The sequence below is a fragment of the Streptomyces sp. NPDC033229 genome (assembly GCF_055576875.1).
Map to the genome: position 1 here is coordinate 30527 of NZ_JBVIQR010000036.1, position 25952 is coordinate 56478.

At 68.7% G+C, this 25952-nt stretch carries 24 protein-coding genes and 2 pseudogenes; 22 read left to right on the forward strand and 4 right to left on the reverse strand.

The annotated features are described in order from the left end of the window. Window positions 1-195 precede the first annotated feature (195 nt). Window positions 196-756 (reverse strand): hypothetical protein, encoded by a 561-nt coding sequence (locus ACZ53N_RS27300; protein WP_469143454.1) that lies wholly within the window; start codon window positions 754-756, stop codon window positions 196-198. A gap of 198 nt (window positions 757-954) precedes the next feature. On the opposite strand from ACZ53N_RS27300, the gene ACZ53N_RS27305 reads away from it, so the two are divergent. From ACZ53N_RS27305 to ACZ53N_RS27410, 22 genes and pseudogenes are all read left to right on the forward strand, one after another. After that, window positions 955-2025: a hypothetical protein gene (locus tag ACZ53N_RS27305; protein WP_469143455.1), complete on the forward strand. Its 1071-nt coding sequence runs from the start codon at window positions 955-957 to the stop codon at window positions 2023-2025. Window positions 2026-2079: 54 nt separating this feature from the next. Further along, on the forward strand, window positions 2080-2571 hold the full coding sequence (locus tag ACZ53N_RS27310) for a head decoration protein (protein ID WP_469143456.1): 492 nt from the start codon (window positions 2080-2082) through the stop codon (window positions 2569-2571). Beyond that, window positions 2568-3617 (forward strand): major capsid protein, encoded by a 1050-nt coding sequence (locus ACZ53N_RS27315; RefSeq protein ID WP_469143457.1) that lies wholly within the window; start codon window positions 2568-2570, stop codon window positions 3615-3617. Before ACZ53N_RS27310 ends, ACZ53N_RS27315 begins: the two co-directional genes overlap by 4 nt. Further along, complete coding sequence (locus tag ACZ53N_RS27320; RefSeq protein ID WP_469143458.1) at window positions 3614-3841, forward strand: hypothetical protein; 228 nt, start codon at window positions 3614-3616, stop codon at window positions 3839-3841. Before ACZ53N_RS27315 ends, ACZ53N_RS27320 begins: the two co-directional genes overlap by 4 nt. A 74-nt stretch (window positions 3842-3915) precedes the next feature. Beyond that, the gene (locus ACZ53N_RS27325; protein WP_469143459.1) at window positions 3916-4236 is read left to right on the forward strand and encodes a hypothetical protein; all 321 of its coding nucleotides are present in this window, start codon (window positions 3916-3918) and stop codon (window positions 4234-4236) included. Between the two features lie 94 nt (window positions 4237-4330). Then, window positions 4331-4837 carry an XF1762 family protein gene (locus ACZ53N_RS27330; RefSeq protein WP_469143460.1) on the forward strand — a complete coding sequence of 169 codons (507 nt, stop codon included), beginning with the start codon at window positions 4331-4333 and terminating at the stop codon, window positions 4835-4837. Between the two features lie 148 nt (window positions 4838-4985). Then, window positions 4986-5333: a histone-like nucleoid-structuring protein Lsr2 gene (locus ACZ53N_RS27335; RefSeq protein WP_469143461.1), complete on the forward strand. Its 348-nt coding sequence runs from the start codon at window positions 4986-4988 to the stop codon at window positions 5331-5333. Window positions 5334-5459: 126 nt separating this feature from the next. Then, window positions 5460-5825: a hypothetical protein gene (locus ACZ53N_RS27340; RefSeq protein ID WP_469143462.1), complete on the forward strand. Its 366-nt coding sequence runs from the start codon at window positions 5460-5462 to the stop codon at window positions 5823-5825. Beyond that, window positions 5818-6234, forward strand: a complete 417-nt coding sequence (locus ACZ53N_RS27345; protein ID WP_469143463.1) for a DUF6093 family protein — start codon at window positions 5818-5820, stop codon at window positions 6232-6234. The genes ACZ53N_RS27340 and ACZ53N_RS27345 overlap by 8 nt, the downstream gene beginning before the upstream one ends. Further along, a complete protein-coding gene (locus ACZ53N_RS27350; RefSeq protein ID WP_469143464.1) occupies window positions 6231-6632 on the forward strand; it encodes an HK97 gp10 family phage protein in 402 nt (133 codons plus the stop codon). The genes ACZ53N_RS27345 and ACZ53N_RS27350 overlap by 4 nt, the downstream gene beginning before the upstream one ends. Continuing rightward, a complete protein-coding gene (locus tag ACZ53N_RS27355) occupies window positions 6629-6871 on the forward strand; it encodes a hypothetical protein (RefSeq protein WP_469143465.1) in 243 nt (80 codons plus the stop codon). The genes ACZ53N_RS27350 and ACZ53N_RS27355 overlap by 4 nt, the downstream gene beginning before the upstream one ends. Then, a complete protein-coding gene (locus ACZ53N_RS27360) occupies window positions 6868-7296 on the forward strand; it encodes a hypothetical protein (protein ID WP_469143466.1) in 429 nt (142 codons plus the stop codon). Before ACZ53N_RS27355 ends, ACZ53N_RS27360 begins: the two co-directional genes overlap by 4 nt. 60 nt (window positions 7297-7356) lie before the next feature. Continuing rightward, the gene (locus tag ACZ53N_RS27365; RefSeq protein WP_469143467.1) at window positions 7357-7683 is read left to right on the forward strand and encodes a hypothetical protein; all 327 of its coding nucleotides are present in this window, start codon (window positions 7357-7359) and stop codon (window positions 7681-7683) included. 772 nt (window positions 7684-8455) lie between these two features. Continuing rightward, window positions 8456-8593: a hypothetical protein gene (locus ACZ53N_RS27370; protein ID WP_469143468.1), complete on the forward strand. Its 138-nt coding sequence runs from the start codon at window positions 8456-8458 to the stop codon at window positions 8591-8593. Window positions 8594-10127: 1534 nt separating this feature from the next. Beyond that, window positions 10128-10673, forward strand: a complete 546-nt coding sequence (locus tag ACZ53N_RS27375) for a phage tail tube protein (protein ID WP_469143469.1) — start codon at window positions 10128-10130, stop codon at window positions 10671-10673. A 198-nt stretch (window positions 10674-10871) separates the two neighbouring features. Further along, window positions 10872-11384 (forward strand): hypothetical protein, encoded by a 513-nt coding sequence (locus ACZ53N_RS27380; RefSeq protein WP_469143470.1) that lies wholly within the window; start codon window positions 10872-10874, stop codon window positions 11382-11384. A gap of 408 nt (window positions 11385-11792) precedes the next feature. Then, on the forward strand, window positions 11793-16748 hold the full coding sequence (locus ACZ53N_RS27385) for a phage tail tape measure protein (RefSeq protein ID WP_469143502.1): 4956 nt from the start codon (window positions 11793-11795) through the stop codon (window positions 16746-16748). Continuing rightward, the gene (locus ACZ53N_RS27390) at window positions 16745-17641 is read left to right on the forward strand and encodes a phage distal tail protein (protein ID WP_469143471.1); all 897 of its coding nucleotides are present in this window, start codon (window positions 16745-16747) and stop codon (window positions 17639-17641) included. Before ACZ53N_RS27385 ends, ACZ53N_RS27390 begins: the two co-directional genes overlap by 4 nt. Window positions 17642-17694: 53 nt before the next feature. Then, the gene (locus tag ACZ53N_RS27395) at window positions 17695-18624 is read left to right on the forward strand and encodes a hypothetical protein (protein ID WP_469143472.1); all 930 of its coding nucleotides are present in this window, start codon (window positions 17695-17697) and stop codon (window positions 18622-18624) included. A 1-nt stretch (window position 18625) separates the two neighbouring features. Then, window positions 18626-19717, forward strand: coding sequence for a hypothetical protein (locus ACZ53N_RS27400; protein ID WP_469143473.1), 1092 nt, complete (start codon window positions 18626-18628; stop codon window positions 19715-19717). Between the two features lie 29 nt (window positions 19718-19746). Next, the gene (locus ACZ53N_RS27405; RefSeq protein WP_469143474.1) at window positions 19747-21981 is read left to right on the forward strand and encodes a hypothetical protein; all 2235 of its coding nucleotides are present in this window, start codon (window positions 19747-19749) and stop codon (window positions 21979-21981) included. A 382-nt stretch (window positions 21982-22363) separates the two neighbouring features. After that, window positions 22364-23245 (forward strand): annotated as a pseudogene (locus ACZ53N_RS27410) (IS5 family transposase). A gap of 85 nt (window positions 23246-23330) precedes the next feature. Here the strand turns inward: ACZ53N_RS27410 and ACZ53N_RS27415 are convergent. The 3 genes and pseudogenes from ACZ53N_RS27415 to ACZ53N_RS27425 all read right to left on the reverse strand — a co-directional run. Continuing rightward, window positions 23331-23529: pseudogene (locus tag ACZ53N_RS27415) on the reverse strand (YihY/virulence factor BrkB family protein); the annotation flags it as partial. 100 nt (window positions 23530-23629) lie between these two features. Further along, window positions 23630-24565 (reverse strand): right-handed parallel beta-helix repeat-containing protein, encoded by a 936-nt coding sequence (locus tag ACZ53N_RS27420; RefSeq protein WP_469143475.1) that lies wholly within the window; start codon window positions 24563-24565, stop codon window positions 23630-23632. Window positions 24566-24913: 348 nt separating this feature from the next. Further along, complete coding sequence (locus tag ACZ53N_RS27425) at window positions 24914-25126, reverse strand: hypothetical protein (protein ID WP_469143476.1); 213 nt, start codon at window positions 25124-25126, stop codon at window positions 24914-24916. Between the last annotated feature and the right edge of the window lie 826 nt (window positions 25127-25952).

The window sequence follows — 25952 nt, forward strand, 5'->3', positions numbered from 1 at the left end:
AACGGAGAACCACGGGCATAAGTCATTCTTCCAGATCCGGAGCCACCGGCCCCGGACGTGCCCGGCGTGTTACGGACGAAGCCAGAGCCGAATCGACGCGACGGTGGCGGTGCCGTGGAAGGCATAGGCGCAGACCCGTCAGACAGGCTCTGGTTCGAGAGCGCGCCGTCAGCGGCGCGGGCCTGCCGGGTGGCCCTACTCCACGTCCTCGATGGGGGCGTCGTCGTCGGGCAGGCGCATGTTCTTGAACGCCTCGCGGTGCTCCTGGACCGTCCGGCGCAGTTCCTTCTCCTCGGACTTGGTCTTGTTGCCGCCGCCGACCTGGGTGACGTACGTGCCCTCTCCGCCGGGGACGCCCTCTATTCGGGTCACGGAGAAGCAGTACCCGGCGACCTCGCCGTAGGAGTCGGGTAGCCGCTCGCCGGTCCGCTCGGTGACCCCTTCGGCGAGCTTGCGCTTACCGGACTTGTCGAAGACGATCATTCGCTCGCCTGCGGCGTTGGGGGTGCACTGGTCGCCTCCGTGCCCCTTGCCGCCGTTGCGCAGGTACTCGTCCTCCGAGATGGAGCCGATCAGGGCGGTGAACGGAGAGCGGTCCACCCAGGGCTCCCAGATCAGCAGCCCCGCGGTTGCGGCGGCGGCGCAGACAGCGCCGACGGCCCCCCACAGGATCATCTTCCGTCTCTTGGGCGTCTTCGCGCCTTCCGGATGCTGGGGGGCCGCAGCCGTTGCGGCAGGTTTGGTGAGGTCAGGCATGTTATGGATCATGCCAGCCTGCCCTGATGGCGCAGATATGAGGGCATAGGCCCACCCCGGGTCAGAGGCACGCCGCCTCGACGGCACCCACCCAACCCGCTGACCTGCGGAAACTCTTTGACACCCCCCATGGGGGTAGTAGAATATAACCAACAGAAGGGGGTTGGAACCCCCTCGCCCAGACAAGGAGGCCCCGAAATGAGCCACCACCGCGAAAACGTCACCTGGCAGTCCGAGACCGGCACCTGGAACATCGGCTTCTTCGACTACGTGCTCACCACCGAGCCCGACGACGAAGACCACGACCCCGAATGGGACGTCGAATACGTCGACGCCTTCAACTGGACGTCCAGCGGCCACCTCACCGCCGACGCTGCCCTTGACGCCTACACGAAGAGGCACGCCAATCCCGGCGGCACGACCCTGGTGCGCTGGTCCGCCGAGAACGCCGACGAGATCACCCGCTACGAGAAGCTGGCCGCCGACTACGCAGCCAGCCCCCGCAGCGCCTTCAACTGGCTGTATCAGCCGCCCCGGATCCGGGGCACTGAACCTGCCGAACGCGCACCACCACAACGGGGGGCGCGTTCTTGGCATCCGTACACTCAGCAGTGGCGCGGGGCCGTGTGGGAGCAGCACTCTATGACCACTGGCACCCAGGCCGACCCGCAGTCCGGGCACGGCGACGCGTCGAAGGGCGCTGGCGTCGAACTCACGATGTCCCAGGAGCGCCTGGCCACACTGCTGGCCCGCGAGAAGGACCAAGGCGCCCGAACGGCCATGCGGTCGCTGGCCGACCGGCTCGGGTTCGCCGACACCGCTGCCCTGGAGCAGTACGTGCAGGCCACCCGCAAGGCTCAGGCGGAAGACCTGTCTGAGGCCCAGCACCGCGAGGTGCAGCTGGCCGAGCGGGAGAAGGCGATCCACGCACGCGAGGCGGCCGCGATCGCCCGCGAGCGCAGCGCCATCCGCCGCGCTCACCTGGCCCAGGCCGGCGCGACCGGCCCCGACCTCGAGGACGCCATGGCGCTCCTGCGCGCTGACGACGAGGCCGACGACGACCAGCTCGCCGAAGCCGTCCAGCAGCTCGCCGGCCGACGACCCGAGCTGTTCACAGCCCCCGGTGCCAGTGCGCACCGGATGCCGCCAGCCCCAGGCGGTGCACCCGCCTCCGTGCCCCCGCCGCACGCACCCTCCCCCACCTCCACGCCAGGCGCGGCCGGGCTTGAGATGGCCCGCCGACGCGGCCTGCTGCCGCCGACCAACTGACCCGCGGGCCCGACCCGGGCCCGCACCGACGGGGACCACGCCCCGCTCCCTTCCGTGGACCGTTCCACCGCCCTGGTGAGTGCGCGCAACCTCTCGATCGCCAGGAGAGACGGCTTGACCATCCAGCCGTACACCACCACCGTGCAGGTGACCGCCGACCGCGACTGGCTCGCATCCCGGCACGGCACCGACAGCACCGAAACCATCACCCTCGACCGGGGCGCCTTCACCAAGGGCGTCCACTACGCGGAGCCGGAGCCCGGCCAGCCGCACGGCTTCGTGCGCTCCGGCGTCCCGGTCGGCCGCATCACCGCCTCCGGTCTCTACGGCCCCTACGATCCTGCCGCCACCGACGGCCGTCAGGTCCTGGCCGGCCTCGTGTACGCCGAGGCCCCGTACACGCCCGGAGCCAAGAACGTGCCCGCGGCCCTGTTCTGGCACGGCTCGGTGAAGACCGACCGCATCCCCGGCGGCATCGACCCGGCCAAGGTCGCCCCTGCCCCCGGCAGCGCGCAGATCCGCTTCCTCGGTGAGGTGGCCGCGTGAGCGTCGCCGACCTGATCAAGGGCGTCAGCGTCACCGACCTGACCGTCTACGCCCGCACCATCCCCACCCCCCAGGATTTCCTCCTGACCAGCACCGTCTTCGGCGAGGTCCAGGTCAAGGACGTCAAATGGCGCATCCGCCAGAACAAGCGCCGCGTCAACGCCGCCTCCTACCGCGCCTACGACGCGAGCGTCCCGTTCGCGAAGCGGCAGGCAGAGAGCAAGCTCACCGAGGGACTGCTCCCCGCACTCGGCCAGAAGCTCCTCGTAGGCGAAATGGAGCAACTGCTCCTGGACGCCCAGCGCGGCGCCGACGACGACCGCCTCGTGGAACTCCTCTACGACGACGTCGAACGGCACGTCGAAGCCATCCGCTCCCGCCTCGAACTCGCCGCCGGTGACGTACTCCTCGACGGCAAGTTCTCCCTCGTCGCCGAGAACGGCCTGACCGTCGAAGCGGACTACGGAGTGCCGCAGGCCAATATGCCGACCGCACCCAAGCCGTGGTCCGACCCGACGGCGGATCCGATCGCGGACGAGCTGCGGTGGATCGACTACCTCGACTCCATCGGCGCCCCCGCCCCGGAGATGGTGCTGACCTCCCGCAAGGCGTGGTCGCATCTCGCCTCCAACGGCGCCTACCGGGCGGCGTACTACGGCACCCCAGCCGGCGGCCAGACCCCCACGGCCACCCTCAACCCCGAGCAGGTCAACTCCGTCCGAGGCACCTACGGCCTGCCGCCCGTGACGTTCTACAAGGCGCAGGTGTGGCAGAACGATGTCTCCAAGCGCGTGCTGCCGGAGGACCGGTGGATCATGCTGCCGCCGGACCGCGCGAAGTGGGGACAGACCCAGTACGGCGTCACGGCCGAGGCCCTGGCTCTGTCGCGCGGCACCAACCCTGCGATCGAGCGCGAGGACGCACCCGGCATCGTCATCACCCGCGACGTCGAGGACGACCCGGTGCAGATCTGGACCAAGGGTTCGGCGGCGGCGATGCCGGTCCTATACTCGCCGGACTGTCACATCACCGCGAAGGTGCTGTGAGCACCGACCAGGGCAAGGTCCTCGGCACCCTGGCCGCGACCGTCCACGCCCTCGACCCCGTCGACCGGATTCCGCTGATCCTCACGGCCGGCGCCGAGATCACTGACCCGGCCATCGCCGAGCAGATCAGCAACCCGGACTGCTGGGAGGGCGGCAAGCCGCCGACCGCCCCCAGCCCTGACAAGCCCTCCCGGAAGGCCGCCAAGGCGGCCGAGGACAACTAAGTCACCTCCACCGCGCGGCCGGGAGAAGCTACGCGCTTCTCCCGGCCGCCCCCTTTTCCCCACCGGAGTTCCTTGTGCACAGCGACGTCATGAGCTGGATGCTCGCCCAGCTCGGCCCCGACACCGATCCCGCAGACCTGCACGCCCGGTACGCCCGGCTGCGCTCGGCACGCGCCGTCGCCCTCGAAGTCCTCAACGAGAGGCTGTCAAAGCTGCTGGCCGAACCACTGAAGGTCAGCGTCAACGGCGTCGTCACAGTGGACCAGTCGGCCAACGTCGCCGCCCTTGAGCGGCGCATCACCACCGTGGCCGCCGAGACCGCGCCCGACGATGCCCCGGCCACCGGCCGCGATCTGCTCACCACGGTGACCCTCTGCCCGCGGCGCCGCCGGTGAACACGCCCACGTGCCCCGTCCACAACCGCCGTCACCAGCCCCTCCGGTGGCCCGCTCCCGTCCGGGGGAGGGTGATCACAGCCGGGGCCCGCCGATGCCTCCTGCGACTGGTGGCCAGCTGGTGAGTGATCGAGCGGGCGAGCGCCTGCACCTTGTACCGGTGCGGTTCCGGCAAGCAGCGGCGTTCGTCCAGCAGTGGCACCGGCACCACAAGCCTCCACCCGGGCAGGTCTTCGCCGTGGGAGCGGCCGACGAGCAGGGGACGCTGAGGGCTGTAGCGATAGTCGGCCGCCCGGTGGCCCGGCACCTGGACGACGGGGTCACCCTGGAAGTAACACGTACGGCCACCGACGGCGCCCGCAACGCGAACTCTCTGTTGTACGGCGCAGCTTGGCGGGTAGCGCGTTCCCTCGGCTATACGCGACTGATCACATATACGCAGAAGGGCGAAACCGGCGCTAGCCTCCGAGGCGCCGGGTGGCGGGTACTGGCCCAGCGGCCAGCCCGCCCAGGCTGGAACTGCCCTTCCAGGCCCCGCACTATCGCAGGTACTGACTACGTAGAGCGCACACTTTGGCAGGCTCCTGGCCGGGTGGATTAGCGAGCTCGTCAACGAGCATGGACCAGTGCACCATCCTCCACCGCGCGCAGAGATTTACCAATCTTTACAGGTGTTCCCATAAAGCCACAGAGCAGCAAATCGGCGGCAAATATCGGGGTACTGTCTCAGCCGAACGGAAGGAAACCCCATGGCTAAGCGTGTTGAGACATACCTCATTGATGACGTCACAGAAATGCGTGGAGACAGTGTTCGGACGCGCACGCTCGTAATTGATGGCGAGCGGTACGAGGTAGATCTGGGCGACGATACCTACGAAGTGCTGCGCAATGCTATCGCCCCGTACCTGGAGGCTGGCCGCAAGACCAAGTCCACCAAGAAGGACAGCCCCCGCCCCCTCACCTCCGTAACCCCGGAGGTGAGCGCCGCTGACATTCGGACCTGGGCCAAGCGCCGCAGGATCAAGGTCCCGGCACGAGGCCGCATCCCTTCACCTATCCGCCAGCAGTACGAGGCCGCCCACGGCGCTGCCGCCTAGCCGTTCAAGGCTGCATTCAACGGGCAGAGGCCTTCGAACTCCCCCTGGCATCCCCTTTCTGCCCATCATTCGCCAGGGCCTTCACACCCCGCAGGGCGTGATCTCCACACACCTAGGCTCGGATCCATGAAAAGCACTGACCATCACCACGTTCGTGTCGCCGCCCGCCCGGACGAACCCGTCGTCATTGAGATCGACGGCCATGACGTGGCCTCCGGTGTAGAGGCATACCGCATCGCCCAGACGGTAGAAGGCGATCCCGAGGTAACTCTCTACGTCCAGCCGGGCTGGAAGGGTGTGGAATTCGAGGGAATAGCCGAAGTGATGGCAGAGCCCTCCGACCTTCGTCATGTTGTCGTCGACTTCATCCGCACCATCGACTGGCGGGAACTCGACGACGCGATCCTTGCCCGTGACGACCTCGACGGGAAGCCGGGCGAACTGACGCGCGCCACCCTGGCCCAGCTTCGCGAATGGGCGATCAGTGCTTGATCCCCAAGCGATAGCCGCGTTCGCCGAGCGGCACCTCATGCCAGACACCGTGCTGATCACCCGCAGCACTGGCGAAGACGCTCTCGACGCGACCACCGGCGACCTCGTCCCTTCTTCCCCGCAGGTGATCCACTCAGGCCAGGCCGGCCTGTACCGGGGGCAAGAGCGCATTCGAAGCCGCGGCGGGCACGAAGGGGCCTGGGTGGAAGAGGTGCGCGCCGGGTACCGGATGATGCTGCCCCTGGCCGCGGCGGAGCTCCAGGAGGGCGACACAGCCCACGTGGTGAAGGCCCGAGACGCGCAGGCCGTGGGCCGTTCCTACGAGGTGGCCGCCATGGGAGAGGTCTCCTCGTTCCCGGTGGTGCGCACCGTGTGGCTGGAAGAGCACAACCGGAAGGCGGCACGGTGAGCGGCGGCACCTTCACGGACGCCGGGGCACTCGCTGCGGCGCTGGAACGAGCTGGTGTGGCCGCGACCGCCGCCGTCCGCACAGCCATGCACCACAGCGCACAGAGTCTGCGGCAGCGCGTGCAACAGAATGCCTCCGGTTGGCCGGGGCCGAATGTGATCACCGGCCGGTACAGGGCATCGTGGCAGGCGGAAGTAACCGGCGCAGGCCCACTGGTCATCGCCGAGGTCGGCAGCAGCGCGCCGCAGGCGAGGCGGTTGGAGTTCGGCTTCTCCGGAGCAGACAGCCTGGGCCGCGTTTTCCATCAGCCGCCATTTCCCCATCTGGGTCCTGCCGTCCAGCAGGCCGGGCCGGAACTGACCCGGGACCTTGGATCGGCTCTAAGGAGCACCCTGTGAACGAACTGGCCTATGACGTCGAAGGAGCCTTGGCCGAGATCTTGGGCGAGGCCGAGCTGGGCACGCTCTCCCGCGCCGTGGTAATCGCCGAGATCCTTGACGACGACGGCGCACGGACCCTGACGATCATTACGACCCCGGGCCTGACCGAGTGGGACGCCCTGGGCCTGTGCCGGTACGGCGCCGCCAGCATCGAGGGGTTCGCGGGTACCGACTTCACCAACGGACGCAACGAGTGATCGCCCACGCAGCCGTCACCGAAGCGGTGAGGACCATGCTGGAGGAGGCCGTCGGAAAGCCGTGCGGCCGTGGGGCACTCCCCACGTCGGGTGGGCAGCCGACACCGCTCCCCTACCTCGTGCTCTACCCGCTCGGCGGCCGGATAGGCGGCGCTCCCCTGGCGGACCAGGCCGAGGATGCCCACTTGGTCTTTCAGGTGACGGTGGTGGCTGCCCGTACTGACCAGGCGGAGTGGCTCGCCGACCGCGTACGCGGCGCCGTCCTCGGCCGTACGGACAGCGGCCAGTGGACCAATCCCATCCCACTCCCATCGGGCGAGGTGTGGGCGCGCACGCTTCTGGCCGATGAAGGCACCGACCTGTCATCAGCCAACGACGGCGTGGTGACCTGCATCCAACAGTACGAGCTGAGTGCCAGCGCCTGACCTGCACCCTCATCTCCTACGGGCAAAGGCACGCTCGTCGCGGGAACCTTGCCTTGGCGAATGACCATGCACAGCAGGCTTAAAATCGCCTATGTGCCTGACGAGAAAAACACCCCTGATGCCCTGGATGAGCTGATTGCTCTACAGCGGGCTGCTAACGCGGAATTTGAAAAGCTCAGGGCTCTTCAGGACGAGTACGGCCGCCCCACCCTGTCCTGGACGGAAGAGCAGCACGCCGCCTACCAGGCACAATGGAAGGCGTGGGCTGCGGCCGCCGAAGAGGTCCGCAGGACACGGGAGCAGCACCCCGCCGCCGCCACAATGGGACGGTACGAGCTGGAGATGGCCGTGAAAAAGGCCGCCAGAGAACAGGGGCCCACGGGCTAAAGCTTCCCGCCGACCGCCCGCCCCGTGACCGCGAGGCGGGCGTCTCGCTGCCGGACCGTGGCCGCATTCCTAGCTGAAGCCGTCCGGCGCGACGCCTCCAACCTGCTGACAGACCTCCGCCAGGGCGCATGGCAGCCCAGTGCGGCCGAGCAACACCTGGCTGACGGCCTGGCCCGAGGACAGTGGGATTCGCACTGGCTCCGGTCCGCCCTCCGCGAGCAGCCGCCTGCCGTCATGGCCGGGCGGCTGGTCGCTGTCCTTCTCCCCGCCGCGACCGTGGCCGAGACCACAGGTGCCGACACGGACGCAGCCCTGAGGATGCTTCGGGTACTGGTGGACACCGTGGCCCCGTCACCTTGATCACCCGGCGACGAATTCGAGGCAGGTGAGCCGACCAGCGATATCGAACTAGAATTCGACACATGGATGGCGAACAGGTACCCGTGTGACAGTGGCCGTGCCGCGGGCAGGCCAGCACAGTTTGCGGATGGGCGCCGTTCTTTGTGAGCGAGCCGCCATGCAGCCGCACTGCTACGGAGAGTGATGATCGACTAGGTACCTGCTTCTGAGCTTGGGTGCCAAGCTCAGAAGCGGACTGCAGTAGCAGGCCAGCGGCCTACCGTGGGCCGTAACCACTCGGCGAAGTGGGCGTTAGACCGGTATGAAGATCATTGCGCGGCGCATCGTCGTATCCGCTGTCCTTGCCGGTGCCGTACTCGGGACGCTGGCGGTGCCTGCTCAGGCCGCCGAAGAATCCGATACCAAAATCTCCGTGTCAGCGGACCCTGCCGACATCTTCGGCCACGAAGCCCCTGAGGAGTTCATCCAGGCCTACTACGAGTACAAGAAGGGCTGCACCAATGACTGCGAGGCCGGCTTCGTCCGGCAGCTCGTCCACAACTTGGTCTAGCACGAGCCTCGGGCTCGCCGGGCTGGCTGCTGGCACTCGGCACTGGCAAGGCTGGGCTTCCGGGCTGTTTTGACGGTGGTCAAGCAGACTCGCATCTGAGGCGGACCGAGCCCCCGGTACTTCCCTTCGCCGAACGGGAGCGGTTCGCCAGCCCCCCGGCCCATCCCCGCTGACCCCGCAGCCTGGTCCCGCTCCCCGACGAGAGCCTGTTCGGCTTCCTTCTCCGCCTCGGTCACCGGCTCGACGACAGCCCCCTCCAACTGGCCAGACGCGCAGGAGTCGGCCGCCGGTGGGGCGGGCCAGGCGCCCAGGCGACAGGGCCGACCTGAGCCTCCTGGCCACAGTCGTCTCGGCTGCGTGGCCGCATCACCCCGGGATCACGGCGCCGACCGGACTGCTCGATGCCTTCGGCGATCACCACGACGCGCAGAACACCGTGATCAGGCGCCGTGAGCCCCAGGTCAAGGGACCACCCCGGCTCGACACGTCCTGGCGGCTCATTCCGCAGTCCGCGCCGGCAACAGCAGCCCTGCCAACCGTGGCCCGCCAGTGTCTACGCCCGCCCGCCCCCGCCCTCAGAACACAACTCACTGAGCTGCTGGCCCACGCGCCAAGCCGGCACCACCCTCGCTGGGGCGGCGCCAGGGCAATGACCATGGTCGAGAGCTACTCAGCGCCAGTGCGTCTGCAGCTTCAGAACGCCTTGGCCACGCGGGGCACCCAGCGATAGAACCACCGGAAATCCGGACGTCACGGCTGGTGACCTATTCACCCCACCCGCTCGCAAGCTCTTGTGACCCACGCTCGCAAACAAGTACGACCCGCCTGACGCCGGACTTGATAGGCCGTAAAAATCATTCGCAACCTACGGTGGCCGGTCACAACCCGTGGCGGGTTTGCCGTACGCCACGGCGAGCCTGCCGGACGGACAGATCATCGACGTGCGGGTGTCCCGGCGACGGCGAGACCGGCACGGCATCTGGTGGTACGCCTCCTCCTCGAGGTCCCCGACCGCGTCGACATCCCGCACGGGCCCGTACAACAGGTCCGGCAGGTCCGCTTCTGCGCCCCGCACCCCTTGGTGCAGCCCTTGCCCGGTCAGGACTACGGCGCACTCGACCCGCCAGCGTCCGATGCACGCAAACGGTGGCGGGTGTCGGAGGCGCCGTTCTCTAACGGGCCCGACCTGGTCGTACACCGGCTGGACTGCGCCCAGGGTGCGCACTCCCAACAGGTGATCACCGACCATGAGGCTCTGCGGCTCCTGTCTGATCCAGACGAAGCCCGTGACTCGCTCGGTCTGTCGGCCAGAGACTGTCCTCGGCAGGCTCTGGTCGTAGGTGCCCCCAGTGCCCAGCACGCGGGTAGCAGTATGGTGATCAGCATGCGGTGGACGAGGTCACTGTTGCCCTGGCTGACCTCGGCCCGCATCCTCACCGCGGAGGCCCCGCGCGGACTCCCGGCCACCTAGTGGCACGGGCTGGTTCCCCGACGCATCGTCGAGGGACGGGGCCACCCGCTTCATTCCCCGCGCATGGCTGCCGTCCCTGGAATCGGACAGCAAGCCTTGCAGGTAAAGAAGTACTCGCGCCGTGGCGTGACCCGGGTCCTGTGGCTGACCCAGGTCGCCAACCCCGGCCACATCCCCACCCGGCCTGAGCTGACGGCCGGCATTGACCTCACCAACGCCATCGCCGCGATCGACGGCTGGAGCCTGTCGAACAAGGCCATCGAGACCCCAGACCTCGGGTCGACGTTCGAGACGAAGATCCCCGGCGTGGACGAGGCGGACGACAGCAGCCTCGGCTTCTACGAGGACAAGATCAGCGACGAGATCGAGCAGCTGCTGACCAAGGACGCCACCGGCTGGGTCGTGTTTTTGCGCAAGGGAGACGTGCCCCTCAACAGGAGCATGGACGTCTTCCCGGTGCGCATCGGCAGCCGCTCGCCGAACTACAGCACCGATAACGAGGCCGCCAAATTCACGGTCAGCTTCTCCATCACGGAGAAGCCGGTGCAGGACGCGCCCGTGCCGGCCGCTGACCCGGTGGTCCCGCCGAAGACCACCGACAAGCAGTAGCCCCGGCAGGCCAGCCCCCACAGCTGCCCGGCCGGGCGTCCCGCATGGCGCGCTCACCTTCCCTTCCGTCAGACGCGTTGTTGCTCGCTCCGGCCGGGCCCTCTTCTCTTCCGTATTTCTGGAGCCCGAGTGTCCCGCCCTTCCCCCACCGATTCCCCCGTTAAGGCTGTCGGCCGCGATGCCCACTGGGCCGCGAAGATGGCTCGCCTTCGCGCCCGCGCCCTCCCCGAGCGGGTGCTGACCATCTGCGACGACCAGAGCGCGCGCCGCTGCCTGGACGACGCCAAGGCGCACCTCGCCGCGTGCCGCCATGCCGACGCCGCTTCCGGCCGGTCCACCAGCGACGAGACCCGCAGCGCCGAGGACGACCTCGCTGCTGCCCAGGCCCTCTACGACGAGGCGGCCATCACCCTGCGCTTCCGGGCCCTGCCCCGACCGGCCATCGACGCTCTCATCAGGCGCTTCCCGCCCACCGAGGCACAGGCCGAAGAGGGCGACGCCTGGAACCCGGAGCTCTTCCCGGCCGCGCTGATCGCCGCTGCCCACATCGAGCGGGACGAGCAGGGCCAGGAGGTCGACGGCATGAGTGAGCAGGACGCGCAGGACCTCCTCGATGCCTGGCCGATCGCTGACGCCAACAGCCTCTTCCAGGCGGCGTGGCAGGTGCAGCAGGTGGCCCACGCCAGCGTGGAGGAGGTGGGAAAAGACTGATCGCTGATCTTCGACTCCGGGAGGAGCTGGAGCTGTGCGACCGATATCGCATCCCGCACTCCTTCTTCCTCGGCGCTGGTGACGGCCGCTGGACAGAAGCAGACCGCGCCAAAGCCCTGGCGTACGGCGCGTACCGACGGCAAACGTGCGGGCAGTGCGGGACGCGGGCGGCGGAGTGGGACGAGTCCGCGGGCGGTGACCGGTACGCGTACGTCACGACGACGGTCCGGTGTGTGGGCTGTGAGCTGATCGCCTGGGAGCAGGACCAGGTGCCGGACGGCCCGGACGGCTACGGCGTGCGGATCGGCTTGGTGCCGAGGGAGGTGTGGGAGAAGGGGCGCTAGCTAGGCCGGGCGCGGGGGAGAACGGGCGCCGGCTCCGGTGTCGAATTACACGCTCAGCGTGCAGATGCGTGCTGACGCGGCACAACTGCTTTCCTCCGTCCGGCAGGCCGCGCAGGCGATGCGGTCGCTCGACCGCGCCGTCCAGAGCACCACTCAGCGGCTGACGCGGGTCGGTGCGGGCGCCCGGACGGCATCCAACGGTCTGCGGGACCTCGGCCGCCAGTCGGCCAGCGCGGGCGCAGGTCTGCGCCGGGCGGGCGCGGACGGGTACACGTCCATGTCTCGGCTGCGGCACGGCGTGCTGTCTGCCCGGCAGGAGATGCACCACCTGCGCAACCTCGTCGTCGGCGGCGGCATCGTCGCCGGCCTCGCGGAGATCGCCAAGGAAGGCAACGAGTACCAGAGGTCGATCAACAAATGGGGGGCGGTCACCGGGGCTTCCGGCTCCGAGATGATCCAGGCCGCTGGCAAAGCACGGCAGCTCGGTGCGGACCTGAAGATCCCTGGCACGTCTGCCGCGAAAGCGGCGGAAGCGATGCTGGAGTTGGCGAAGGCTGGCCAGACCAGTACCTCGTCGATCGCCAACGCCCGGGCCGCGATGCAGCTCGCAGCGGCAGACAACCTCTCCGCCGCCGACGCCGCCCGGTATTTGGGTGACGTCATGGACCAGTTCGGGCTCAGCTCGAACCATGCTGGGCGCGCCGCTGACATCCTCGCCGCCGGAGCGAATGCGGCATCCGGTGGTCTTCAGGACATCTACACGGCGATGTCCTACACGGGCCCCGTCGCCAACTCTCTCGGGGTCTCCCTGGAGGACACGGCGGCGGCCGTGGCGATGCTCGCCCGCTCGGGAATCCTGGGCTCCAAGGCGGGCACGTCGCTGCGGGGGATGCTCACCAACCTCGCGAAGCCCACCTCGCAAATGCGGGACGGCCTGCGTGAGATGGGCATCGAGGCATGGGACGCCCAGGGAAATTTCAAGGGCCTCCGCACGGTCATCGAAGGCTTCGAGCAGGCCGAGCACAAGATGTCCCAGAAGGACTTTCTGGGATCGCTGGCCAAGGTCGTCGGAAAGCCTGCCCTGGCGGGCGCCGCTGCCCTGGCTCACCAGGGCGCCTCCGCGTTCGACACGATGAGGTCCGCCGTGGCGCGGACCGGCGCAGCGGGCGAGATCGCCGCGTCGCAGACCAAGGGCCTGGCTGGCGCGGTCACCCAGCTCAAAACGCAGGCGAAGAACACCGGTCAAACGCTCTACACCGCGGCCGCGCCCGGCCTGGAGAAAATCACCAGGTTAGCAACTTCGGGCCTGGCGAAGGCCACGCCCCATCTGGCCAACGCCCTCACCTACGGCCAGAACCTGGTCAGGCTCCTGGGGCCACGCACCTCCTCCGCCATTTCACGGGGGTGGGCGCAGGTCAAAAGCTCCTTCAGCGGGCTCGGCCAGCCCGCCAAGGAGACCGCCTTCAATGCCGCCGCCTCCGGCGTCAGCGTCCTCGTCAATGCGGGCCGCGCTGCCATGGAGGTTCTGCGGAGCCTCGGCGCCGCCCTGTCCCCGATCGGTCGCGCGCTCTCCGAACTCAGCAGCGGCGGAGGAGGGGCATCCAGCGCGCTGGGCGGCCTGACACTCGCCGCGAACCTGGCGCTGTCGGCCCTGGGGGCGATGTCCGCAGTGCTGCGCCCGATCGGGCAAGTCGTCGCCGGGCTCGTGAACGCCTTCGCGGCCCTGCCGGGGCCAGTGCAGACGGCGGTCACCTCGCTGATGCTGATGTCCCGCCTCAACCCCATGCTTCTTGGCCTTGGCAGAAACGTTTCCGGGCCTGTCACCGGGGCGTTTCGTTCCTTCGGCGATCAGATGCGGGTACAGGCGTCACTGGCTGCCGCATCGGGCCAGTCCATCGGCCGGGTCGGACAGGCCCTCGCGGTCCTCCAGACCCGCATACCGATGGTCGGGCAGATGGCGGCGGCATTCCGCTCTGCCTCCACTCCGGCCACCGGCTTCGCACGCGCCGTGGGAGCAGGCGTCGGCGGCGCCGCCCGCGGGCTTATTGGTGTACTCGGCGGGCCCTGGGGCGCAGCCTTGGCAGCGGCCGGCGTGGGTTTGTCCCTGTTCGCCAGCCACCAGCAGAAGGCGGCCCAGGCTGCCGCCGAGCACCAGTCACGCATCAGCAGCCTCACCCAGGCCCTCCGTGAGTCTAACGGGGCAGTGACCGACGGCGTCCGCGCCGCCGCCGTGCAGAACCTCATGGAGACCAAGGTCTTCGACGGCAAGAAGAGGCTCGTCGACGTCATGGGCAAGGCCGGCGTGAGCGTCAGGGAACTGACCGACGCCTACCTCTCCGAGGGTGACGGCCTGGGCAACCTCCAAGGTCGCCTCAAGGCCACTGCCAAAGAGCACGAATTCATGCAGGTCAACGCGGCTGGCGCCTCCAAAGTTCTCACCAACCAAGGCGTCGCGGCGGCGAGAGCCGCCACGGCGCTGGGGTCGGTCAAGGGCGAGATGTCGCAGGCCGTGAAGGATGCCAAGAACGTCTCGGACGCCCTCGGCTCCAGCGGAAAAGGCGCGGCCAACGCCGTTGGCCCCTTTGGGCAGTTCAGTGACGCGATGCGGCGTCTGTCGGACACCACTGCCGACGCCGACTCCCGTGCCCGCGCGCTCCATGACGCACTCAACGTCCTGGCGGGCGGCAGCGTGAACCTGTCCGCAGCCGAGGCGCGCATGAACAAGTCGATCAGCGACGCGCGGGAGTCGTTCAAGGGCGGCTTGGACCAGGCAGAGGGGTACGGCAAGACCCTCCTGAACGTCGACGGCTCGCTGTCCACGGTCACGCGCAACGGCCAGCGCCTCTACGACATGCTCCAGGGGCTGTCCACAACCTCGGCGGAAGCGTCGCTGGCCGCGTACCAGTACGCGCAGACGCAGGGCAAAACAGTCCCCGAGTCGCTGCAAGCTGCCCAGGCTCAGATGGCGAAGGCCCGTGAGGCGGCCATCGCCACCGCCCAGGGCTACGGGCTTCAGGCTGATGAGGCCACGAAGCTCGCGGACGCAGCGGGTCTCGTGCCGAGCCAGGTGTCCATCCTGCTCCAGACGGCCGGCATGGAGCCGGTCATGGCCCAGCTCATGGCGGTCCAGCAGCAGCTGAAGGCGTACCCGGACCAGAAGACGATCACGCTCTCGGCGCTCGATAACGATGCGAGGGCCAAACTCGAATCCCTCGGCTTCAAGATCAAGGACCTCAAGGACCGCCAGGTTCAGGTCACTGTTCCGACCGACGCGGCCCGGTCGAACCTGGACGCCCTGATCTCCAAGATCTCGGCCACCCCCGGCTCCAAGCACGTCGCAGTATCCACCAACGCGGCAAGCGCCATCGCCAGCCTGGAAGAGCTGCGGGGGAAGATCTCGGCCACTCACGGCAAGACGGTGACGATCTCCGCTCCGACCCAAGAGGCCCGCGACCAAGTCGAGGCCCTCGGGTTCAAGATCACCGAGATTCATGGCAAGGAAGTCACTGTCTCCGTACCGACTGGGACGCCGACCAGTCAGGCCGGTGCAATTCAGAGCGCCATCGCCGGGATTCAGGACAAGACTGTCACGATCTCGATCTTCAAGACCGAATACCTGAACTCCGTCCGGGAGAACACCTACGGCCCCTACGCGGACGGTTACCGATTCGGTAAGGCTGAAGCTGACGGTGGAGTCCTGGAGTTCTATGCCGACGGCGGCGTCCGTGAGAATCACGTCGCGCAGATCGCCAAAGCCGGAACGTGGCGTGTGTGGGCGGAGGACGAGACCGGCGGGGAGGCTTATCTCCCTTTGTCCCCTAGTAAGCGGACACGGTCGAAAGCCATCCTGGGCGAGGTCGCCCGACGCTTCGGTGGTGAAGTCGTCTACCACGCGAACGGAGGTCTGTCCGACTGGAGTTACAACCCCACCTCCGGTGCTCAACTGTTCACGGTCTCCGACATCGCGTCGAAATCGACGAAGAAGGACGGCGACAACGAAAAGTTCGACCTCGGCCTCTTCGAGAAGAACCTCAACAAGTCCGCACGGACAGCCGAGCAATGGCGCAAGAACCTGGCGACGATCTCCCGACGGGCCGGCGGCGACGTGTCGGGCGCGCTGGAGCAGATGGGTGCGGACTCCGTCGGCTTCGTAAAGAAGATGGCGTCCGGCAGCGGCAAGTACGTCGATGAGATGGCCGAGAGCCTGCGGCGCCTCGCCGGTACGGCGAAGAGCGCCCTGGTCGACTACGGCGACAAGCTGGCAGGCGCGGCCAAGAGCAGCGAGGAGTTCCAGCGCAACCTGGCCCAGCTCGCCAACAGCGGCTTCGGTGAACTCGCCTCGCGCCTCGCCGCGCAGGGCGACGACAACGCCAAGGCCATCGCCTCTCAGGCAGCCCGGGACCGTGGCCAGGCCCAGCGTGCGAACGACTCGGCGAAGGCCGCGGGCCGCGTTCTCGACAGCGAGCAGCTGACGGACCTACTCAAGGTCCTCGGCGCGCTGAAACCGGGCCTCGGGATCCACGCGGTCGCCGATGCGACGGGCTTGGAGGAGGACCGGCTCATCGAGGTGGCAAACGCGGGCAAGGAGTACCTCAAGGGCTCCGGGACCAAGGCGGACCGGTTCATCAACGACCTGATCAAGGCCAACGCCGGAAAGGCCTACGCGGACGGTGGCCTGTGGGAACCCGGCATCTACAGCAGTCCCCCGGGCCGGGACGGGCTGATCAAGTTCGCCGAGCGGTCCACGGGCGGCGAGGCGTACCTGCCCCTCGGCCCGGCGAAGCGGGCGCGGTCCACTGCCGTGCTCGGTTCGGTAGCTGATCGCTTCGGTCTGGCCGTCGCGCCGAAGCGCCTGGTGGACGCGGCTGGCGGGCGTACGCAGGTCGTGGTGGTGCATCAGGCCCCCGCGATCGGCACGCAGACGATCAACGTCAGCCGGTCCTCGGCGACACCGGAGGGGATCGCTTCGGCGGTCGCCTACCAGGTGCGGCGGGCGAAGCGGGGCGGGGTGCTCCGATGACCGGAATCGACCTCAAGGACTGGCAGCTCGACCTCGGCGGCGTCCTCCTCGGCCACGGCACGTCGATCCCGATCGCCGAGATCGAAGGACTCGGGCGCCCCGACGGGCGCGGAGAGCTGACCGACCAGCCCGGCGCCGATGGCGTGTGGGCAGCCCCGGACTGGTACGGCGAGCGGAAGATCCGGATCGACTGCGGCATCAAGACGCCAGGCGACCCGGCGGCGGCCCGCGCCGTGCTGGCCAGACTCCAGGCTGTGGCCGACGACCCGGCGGTACGCACCGTCGGCGGCGCGGTCGCCCCGCTGCACATCAAGTGGCCCGGCTCTCCTGTGAAGGTGCTGTTCGGGCGGCTGCGGAAGGTCGATCCGGAGTGGTCGAAGGCGCCCTTCGGCTGGGTGCCGCTCGACATCGAGTTCGTGGCCACCGACCCCCGGTTCTACGCGGACAACGAGCAGCAGGTGCAGCTCCGGCTGGGCTGGCTCTCCTCCGGTGGCTTCACTGCCCCCGTGCAGGCACCGATCCGGGTCTCCAGCGGGGAGACCGGCGGACAGCGGCGGCCCGGCTGGGTCACCAACGGCGGCGACGTGCCTGCCTGGCCAGTGATCACCGTCCACGGGCCCTGCGCGAACCCCCGAATCACTCAGGTGACCACCGGGCGGCCCCTCCAGCTCAACGTGGCGCTCGAGGAAGGCCAGTGGGCCCGCATCGACACCCGCCCCGGACAGCGGCACGTCGAGCGCGAGAACGGAGGCGCCGTGCTCCTCACCGCGGACTCCGACCTCGGAGCCTTCGACCTTCCGCCAGGGCGCAGCGAGATCCGGTGGTCGGCCACCGATCCGACAGGGTCGAGCCGGCTGGCCGTGACATGGCGCGACGCCTACCGGGCCCTGTAACCCGCCCCGATTCCCCTTCTTCCCACCCTTTCATTTTCGCTTGGAGATTGCTCGTGACGTTGGCCCAGGCGCCGCTGCTCACCACCGGCGCGTCCCATTCCGCCCAGACTTTCCGCATGATGCTGCGTTCCCTCGCGCAGGGAGGTGAGGGCATCAGCGAGGGCCCTGACCTGAAGGTGGCCCCGCTTCCCACACCGGGCGCTGGGGTCGTAGTCGGCGAAGGCGCGGCCATCATCCGGGGCCGCGCGGCCCTGTGGCAGGGCTCCTACAGTGCCTACAACATTGGCCAGGAGATCGTGGCCATCTCACCGGCCGGGGCGACTCCGCGTTCCGACCTGGTCGTGCTCCGCGTCATCGATCCCGAGTACGAGGGCGGCCTGGACCCGGCGAAGGACAAGATCAACGTTTTCGAGGTCATCCCGAACGTGGGCTCCACGGCCACGGCCCCGCCGGCGGGCATCACCGGCATCGCCATCGCCCGCATCGACATCCCCGCGCGTACCGGGGCGATCACCGCCGGGATGATCACCGACGTTCGGACGGTCGCGAACCCCCGGCGGGTGCGCACCCTGAACACCGTCTACCCCGGGCCCCCGAACCAGCTCAAGCAGACCAACGACAAGTACGCGGACTGGCCGTCTGCCGCCCGGTGGATGGTGCCCGTGCCGGGATGGGCCACGAAGGCGATCGTCCTGGTGACCCTCGCCGGCCTGCGCATCGAAGGTGACCCCGCCTACGGGGCGTTCCAGACCGTGCTGGGCTCGCACGAGGGCCAGGACACCACCATCGATGACGACCAGAGCGATGTCCGCCGCACCACCACGGTCATCGCCGACACCATCACCATCCCGGCCGAGTACCGGGGCACCACGCAGCCCCTGTTCGTCCAGACGCAGCTCACCCCGAAGTTCAAGGGCCACCTCCAGGTCGACGAGGGGACCAGCATCGTGCTGGACCTGGAGTTCACCGAGGGCCCGGTGTGAGGTGACCTACCGGTACCTCACCCAGAACGCCCTGACCGGCCAGTGGCGCACACTCAGCCTGCCCCTGACCGGTGTGGAGTTCGGGCCGCAGCTCAGCGGCCCCGGGCACCTGCGCGGCGAGCTGTCCCCCCGGCTCGCCCACACCGCCATCGACCTCGTCGACCCGGGCACGACCTTGATCTACGTGGAGCGGGACGGGCTGCTGCGCTGGGGAGGGATCATCTGGCAGGCCGAGCCCGACGGCGACACCCTCAAGGTCGAAGCAGCCAGCTGGACTTCCTACTTGCACCGCCGGTACGACCTCGACGGGGAACTCGGCGGGCGCGGCCCGTACGTGCGGGCCGACCCCTGCCAGATCGCACGGGACATCGTGTCCTACGCCCAGTCCATCCCCGACGGTGACCTCGGCATCACGGTCGACGCCACCACGTCGAAGGCCCAGACCGGCACTCCTGCGGAGCCCTGGCACTCCCGCTGGTGGGAGACCCCGAACCTCGGCGACGCCTTCGACAACCTCTTCAAGGCCGCGGACTCGCCCGACTACACGTGCACCGTCCAGTGGGACGACCAGCACCGGCCCGTGCGCCGCATCGAACTCGGCTACCCCCGCCTCGGCGCCCGGCGCACCGACATCCACTTCTCCACCGGCATCAACATCACCCACAGCGTGCCGGTGACCTACGACGCGGATGAGTACGCGCAGGTCGTCATCGCCACCGGCATCGGCGAAGGCCGCGCCAAGCAGCGATCGACGGACGCGGTCCGCAACGGCCGGCTGCGCCAGGAGAAGGTCCTGGACCTGCCCCAGGTGCGCGGCACCGATGTGCTCGCCGAGCGGGCCCGTGCCGAGCGGGCCTGGCGGCAGGTCATGGGGACCGTCGACCAGATCACCGTCCGCGACCACCCGGCAGCCCCGATCGGCTCCTGGCAAATCGGCGACGACGTGCGGGTCACCGTCCGCGACCAGTGGACCGACTTCTCCGGCTGGTGCCGCATCACCGGCTGGACCGTCCACCCCGATACCCCGGGCGGGGAGAGCGCCACGCTCACCCTCACCCCGGCCGAGTCCTACCACTACGGGCTCACCGCATAACCCTCCCCCACCGAAAGAAGAACCACCCCGTGCCTGAAGACATAGGCAGCCGGATCGCCCGCCTGGAGAAGCAGGTCGACTCCGCCCTCCGCGCCCCCAAGCTCGCCAGCGCCTCCCTCGAAGACGCCACCCTCCAGGTCTACGACGACCAGGGCTCCCTGCGCGCCCTCGTCGGCCAGCAGCCGGACGGCACCAGCGGCGTCACCGTCGTCAACGGCCCCACCCCGCCCACCCCCGCCCAGCCGACCGTGGCCCCGGCCATGGGCTCCCTCGTCGTCACCTGGGACGGCAAGTTCGCGGGCGGCGCAGTCTCCCCCCTGGACTTCGCCCGCGTCGAGGTCCACGTCGGCCCCGACGAGGGGTTCGAGCCCGACGCGTCGACGCTGCGCGGGACCATCGAGACGGCGCAGGGCGGCCACGTCACCGTGCCGCTCGGCTACCAGCAGTGGTGGGTGCGGCTGCGTACCCGCTCCCTGTCCGGCGCCACCAGCCCCGCCACCGCCGCCGTCGCGGGCGAGCCCCGTCAGACCGGCACCGCCGACATCGCCGCCGGGGCCATCACCGCCGACAAGCTCAGCATCGGCAGCACCGGCAACCTGCTCATAGACCCTGGCTTCGAGACCGGGGGCATCGAATCCCGCATCACCGAGCTCGGCCTGCCGTGGGCGCACATCGAGGCGGGCGGCCACGACTCGCCGTGCTGCCTGACCATCGACACCCGCGCGGGCGAACCGCGATGGCTGCCCTACGACCCGTTCCCCGTAAACCCGGGCGATCTGTACTGGCTCGGTGTCCACTACCGCTGCTCGAAGACCTGGACCGGCGACAGCGTGGCCATGTCCCTGGTGTGGAAGGACGCGACGGGCAAGATCGTCGGCACCGGCTCCGTCGAGGCGCCCCAGCCGAAGGGCGATGGCGGCTGGCGGCGGATCACGGGCAAGGTACGCGCCCCCGAGGGCGCCGTTCGCGCCGAGGCCCGTCTGGGAGGCACAGGAACGGCCGGGCAGGTGTCATTCGACAACGCCGAGTGCCGGTCGGTCATGACCAGCGCCGTCACCGGCGAGCGGGCCGAGATCGCCCCGGACGGCGTGCGGCTGTACGACGGCCAGGGCGAGCAGGTCATCTCCCTCGTCACCGGCGCACCGAACTACCTCTCCCTCACCAGCCACGACGGCACGTCCGTGGCCTCCATCAGCGAGAACGGGGCGGCCGGCTTCCAGTCCCTCGCGGTCGCCGAAAAGCTCACCTGGCGGGGCGACGACCTCCAGACCATCCTCGACCGCCTTCCACGGGGCATTGTGGCCATCAACCGGCAGACGAGCACCCTCAGCACGGCCAGCAACGAGATCGGCTGGGTAGAGCTTGCTTTCGACGCCGACCCCGACCGCGAGTACCGCATCATCTTCGACGCGCACACCATGCCGTCCGTAACCGGCGGCGAACTGCGCCTTCGCCTGCGCGACGGCGGCCCCGGGGCCCCGGATCTGCGCTCCCCGCAGATCCAAAGCGCCATGCACCAGCTCGTGCGCACCGGGGCATGGCAGCGGGTCCGCCTGGAACTGACCACCTCCGGCGAGACTCTCGGGGCAGGCAAGCACCGGCTGCTAATCACCTTCGACAACAGGGAGGGACCGAGCGGCCAGTCCGTGAAGATGATCGGCGGAGAATCCTTCCCCGGGGTCCTGTACGTCGAGGACGTGGGCCCGAAGCTGCCCGAGACCGGCGGATACAACACCGGCGGCGCCTCTGGCGGCGGCTCCAAGCCGGACCCGAAGCCGGTCCCGCAGCAGTACACCAAGACGTACGCGGCCACGTGGTCCGGCTCGTACGACCGGCGCTCCGGCTACTCCGACTTCTACGGCGAGAAGCTTATGCAGGGCTACTACTCCGAGAACCACGGAACCCTGGCTGCCCTGGCCGGCTTCCCTACTGACGTGGCCAAGGACCTGTCCTGCGCGACCATCCAGAAGGTCGAGCTCTACCTGTACTTCGATCACTGGTACAGCTCCAGCGGCGGCACGGCCGTGATCAAGACTCACGGGCACGGATCGCGGCCATCGTCGTTCTCCAGCAACAGCGCCTCGAAGTCCATGAGCTGGGGCCGCAACGAAGGCAAGTGGGTCGACATCACCGGCCTCTTCGACCCGGCCAAGACACGGGGCATCGCTCTGGATCCGAACTCCACCTCTGACACTTACTACGGGCGCGCGCACGGTGTGGGGCAGGCCAACCCGCCTCAGTTGAAGATCACCTACACCCGGTAAAACCTGGTCCATCTGTCACCAATGACTGCGGCCCCGCCCATTGAACGTGCGGGGCCGCCCTTCGCCCATGGCAGCGGCTACTGACTGCCGTGAGGAGTCAAGCCGAGACCGACGAAGTGCGCTGACGACACCAGTAATGGAGGCCGCCCTACGGCACTTGTTGCGCCAGCGGTGGTCCCGGCCTGGCGACACGGGACGCACGGGAGCGGCCAATATCACGAGCAGCAGCAGGCAGGAGCACCCTGTGACGCACCGTCGAAGCCGACGGCAGCATGCTCGCCACCCTCTGAACTGCTCGGACAAGGTCGCAGTTAGGAACTGCCTCCTAGGGACTGTCCGGCGGGTCGCATGACCATCACGCCGGCGTCTCGTTCCGCTCGGTGTGGGACGGGGTGATCTTTCAGACGGCGAGTGGGGGCGGCTGGAGCCGTACCTTCCGAAGAACGTGGGACGGGGCGGGCGCTGGAAGGACCACCGCATGGTCATCAACGGGATCCTCTTCCGGCAGCGGACCAGGATCCCATAGCGTGACCTTCCCTCACGGTGCGGGAAGTGGAAGACCTGCCACGACAGACATCGCAGGTGGTCAGCGAACGGTACGTGGGCGAAGGTGCTGAGGGCCGTCCAGGCCGACGCTGACGCGGAGGGCCGGATCGACTGGAGCGTGGTGAGCGTGGACTCCACAGTCTGCCGTGTCCACCAGCAGGCCGCTGGGGCCCGGCACCGGCCAGCACGGATACCAGGACGGCGCCGTTCTCCTGCCTGGCATCGAGACGATGAGGCAATCGGCCGTTCACACGGCGGGCTCACAACGAAGATCCACCTGGCGAGCGACGGAGGCTGCCGACCGCTGGCTGTCCTGATCACACCGGGGCAGTGGGGCGATGCTCCTCAGCTGATCCCGGTCCTGGACCGCAACCGCGTTCCGCGACCGGCCGGTGGACACCCCCGGACGCGCCCGGACCACCTCTGCGGGGATAAGGCGTACAGCTCCCGCCGGAACCAGCGTTACCTGCGGCGGCGGCAGATCCGGCACACCATCCCCGAGCGCAGAGACCAGCAGGCCCACCGCCGACGCCGTGGCAGTGCGGGCGGCAGACCCACCAGCTTCAACCGGGACCGGTACGCACGCAGGAACGAAGTCGAACGCACCGTGAACGCCCTCAAGGGTTTCCGCGCCGTAGCGACGCGATTCGACAAGCGCGCCTACGTCTTCCAGGGAACGGTCACAGCCGCAGCGATCCGGCTCTGGCTCCGCTCATGAGTCGCCGGACATCCCGTAGTAACAGCGCAGCTGCGCGGTCCCGTCCCCTGATCGACGGGATCACGCAGCTGGCCGGTGTGGTCAGGGAAAGGCCCGGCGCCTGGCTGGCAATCTCGTCCTGGAGTTTCCCAAGCTGCTCCTCGCTCAGCGAGCTTGGCGCCGATTGCCGCACCCACCGTGATCAGCGGGAAGAGGGCGACGAAACTCGTGAAGGTGATGGCGGCGGCGAGCCGGGCCCAGTGGACCGTGGCCAGCCACACGTGCGTACGCCTTAGCCGCGCGATGTCAGGTCATGTCGGACACAAGGGAGCCGGCCGCCCGCAGGGGGTCGCGGGCGGCCCGGCCGGTTCCCTTACCCGTTGGTGAGGGCTGGTGGTTGTGTGGTCAGCCGGTGCAGCTGGGGACTGCGGGGGAGCTGCCGGTGCAGTTGTTGGGGGTGTTTCCGGAGATCGGGGAGCTGGTGACCGTCATCGTGCCGCCCACGCGGTAGACGCCGCCAGCATTGAGGGTGGCGTGGTTGGTGCTGACCGGGGTGCTGGTCAGTGTGGTCGCGGTGGATTCGATGGCGGCGATGCCGCCGCCCTGCGACCCGGTGTTCGTCCCGTTGACGAAGCTGCTGGTGGTCGTCAGCGTGCTTCGGAGGCCGTTGTAGATGCCGCCGCCCCTGCCAGTGGCGGTGTTGTCGGACACGATGCTGCCGGTGAACGTCGCCGTTGCTCCGGTGGCGGGGGCGCTGATGTCGGTGTTGGACAGGCCGCCGCCTTTGCCCAGGGCGGTGTTGCCGGTGAGGGCGCTGTTGGTGAGGGTGACCGTGCCGTCGTTGAGGATGCCGCCGCCGTCAGTTCCGGCGAGGCCGTTGCTGAGGGTGATGTTCCCCTTGAGGGTGAAGTTGCCGGTGGAGGCGACCTTGGCGATGCGGAAGGGGAGGGTGCCCACGGCCGTGGAGCGGGTGATGATGTTGTTGTTGCCGGACAGGGTGATGGCGGTGGTGATGATCGGCAGTCCGTCCGGCCCGTCGGTGTCGCTGCCGTGGGACGTGGTGAGGGTGTACGTACAGTCCTTTGTCAGGACCACGGTGCCCCCACCGGCGGAGTTGGCGGTGCTGATGGCGTTGATCAGCGCCGTCTCGTTGCATGCCACGGCCGCCTGTGCGGTGGTGGGGGCGAAGACGGTCATCCCCGAGGCCAGAGCGAAGGCCCCGGCAAGGACCGGTATGGTGCGGATGCGCCGGATGACGCCATCGTTGGGGGTGCGGCGGGCTGTCCTGATCCCCAGCCTCGGTGTGATCCTGCCGTGCCGGATCGTGTGCAGAACTCTCATGCCGTATCTCCAGTCGCTGAGTGCCTATCAGTCCGAGCGGCATGAGTATGCGTCGGGAGGCATGTCAATTGCGCCCCTCGGGCAGGGGCGTACAGACGGAGCCCCGAGCGCGCTGACGCGAGCGACAGCGGTCTCTCCTCGGAATATGGGGCGGTGGAGCCCTGTGAGCCGTGACTTCCGAACCGTTGACCACCCTGCGATGACTCTTCCAACGCCCGCCTCGCCCCACGTTCTTCGGCAAGTGCCGCTCCAGCCGAGCCCACTCCTAATCCGACAGGTCGCCACGCCCCGCACCGACTGGAAAGATGCGAATGCTGGCCTGGTCACGTGCGACCCCCCGGACACGCCCTAGGGCAGTCGGGTTGCCCAGTGCGGCGGGTCGGGATGTAGCTGGCTGAGGGGGTCGGCGTCGCCCACCTCGTAGAGGCCGATCTTCCGAAGGTGGCCTACGGCCTTGAGATCGATGCCGGACGTGTCGGTGGCCCAGCCGTGCTGATGCAGGTCCTGACCACCGCGCAGGGCGGCTAGGACTTGGTGCTTCGAGTCCTTAAAGGCACCCACGCCTGCCCTCCAGTGCTGCCTGTGGCTCGTGGGCATCATGCCGTGCGGCTCGGCAACGGGGCGAGCAGTTGCGGGGGCCTGGCCTGAGGAGTCGATACGTCTGGTCTGTCAGCGAAAAGGTTTCGTGGAGCGATGACACCCCTTCGGGTGATAGGACCTCAAGCTTGGCTTTTCGTCACAGAGTCGGAGTAATCATGAGAACGCACGTGACACCCACGGATGGGGGCATCATTGTGAAGTCGCAGCGGCGGAGAGCCCTAGCGGCGATCGCGGCGGCCCTGCTGGCCAGCGGACTCAGCATCACGCCGGCGCAGGCCGCTTCTCAGATCTACGACAAACCGGGTTACTACGAGCTCAAGTTGCCCGCCGACGTGACCGGGTTCACCTTCTTCCTGGTCGGTGCCGGAGGCGGCGGGGGTGGCGGGGGCTGGTACTCCGCGCAGTACGCCACCGGTGGAGGCGGCGGCGGGGGCGGAGGAGGCGCCATCGTGAAGTGCACTGTCACGGGCATGCCGCCTGGGTCGACGATCGGTGTGCGGGTCGGAGGCGGTAGCGGAGGCGGCCCCAAGGGCGTCCAGGGCCGCCAAGAGCGGGGAACAGGCGGTTCGGCGGGCTATGGGGGGACCCAGGGCAGCCCGGGCAACCAGAATGACGGCGGAGGCGCTGGCGGCGGAGGCGGAGGTGGAGATTCGGCGGTCTTCACCTCGGACGCCAGCCTGCTCGGATTCGCGGGCGGCGGTGGAGGCGGCGGCGGGGGCGGCGGGTTTCAGAGCGGTGTCGGCGCACGGCCCGGTGGAAGCGGGGGCAAAGGCGCCAAATCCGCCTA